Below are 247 nucleotides of genomic sequence, written 5' to 3'. Positions count from 1 at the left end.
CTGTTCCTGTACGTGGTGATGGACCGCAGCAAGGCCAACCTGGCCATGTCGCGCCAGGCACTGCAGGCCTTCGAGCAGACCCTGGACTTCAGCTGATCGCAGGCACTGCCGCCGCGCCGTGCCCCTGACCGGGCGCGTCGCGGTGGTCGCTGCGGTTGCGCGGTACACCCCCAAGAATACCCCCACCCCTGCTTTCCGCCGTGCCGCCCTCGGGCTGGACGTGCTGCATCACACCCGCCAGAACCAG

The 247-nt window shown here is 68.8% G+C and carries 1 pseudogene; it reads left to right on the top strand.

Annotation, left to right across the window (positions count from 1 at the left end):
- A pseudogene (locus tag ACQG3P_RS21400) lies at positions 1-96 on the top strand (roadblock/LC7 domain-containing protein); the annotation flags it as partial.
- Positions 97-247: the final 151 nt, after the last annotated feature.

The sequence above is a fragment of the Stenotrophomonas sp. SrG genome (genome assembly GCF_050031795.1).
In the GTDB taxonomy this organism is placed as follows: Bacteria; Pseudomonadota; Gammaproteobacteria; order Xanthomonadales; family Xanthomonadaceae; genus Stenotrophomonas; species Stenotrophomonas rhizophila_A.
Note: the sequence above shows the minus strand (reverse complement) of the source record. Positions and strands in the feature narration are given on the sequence as shown.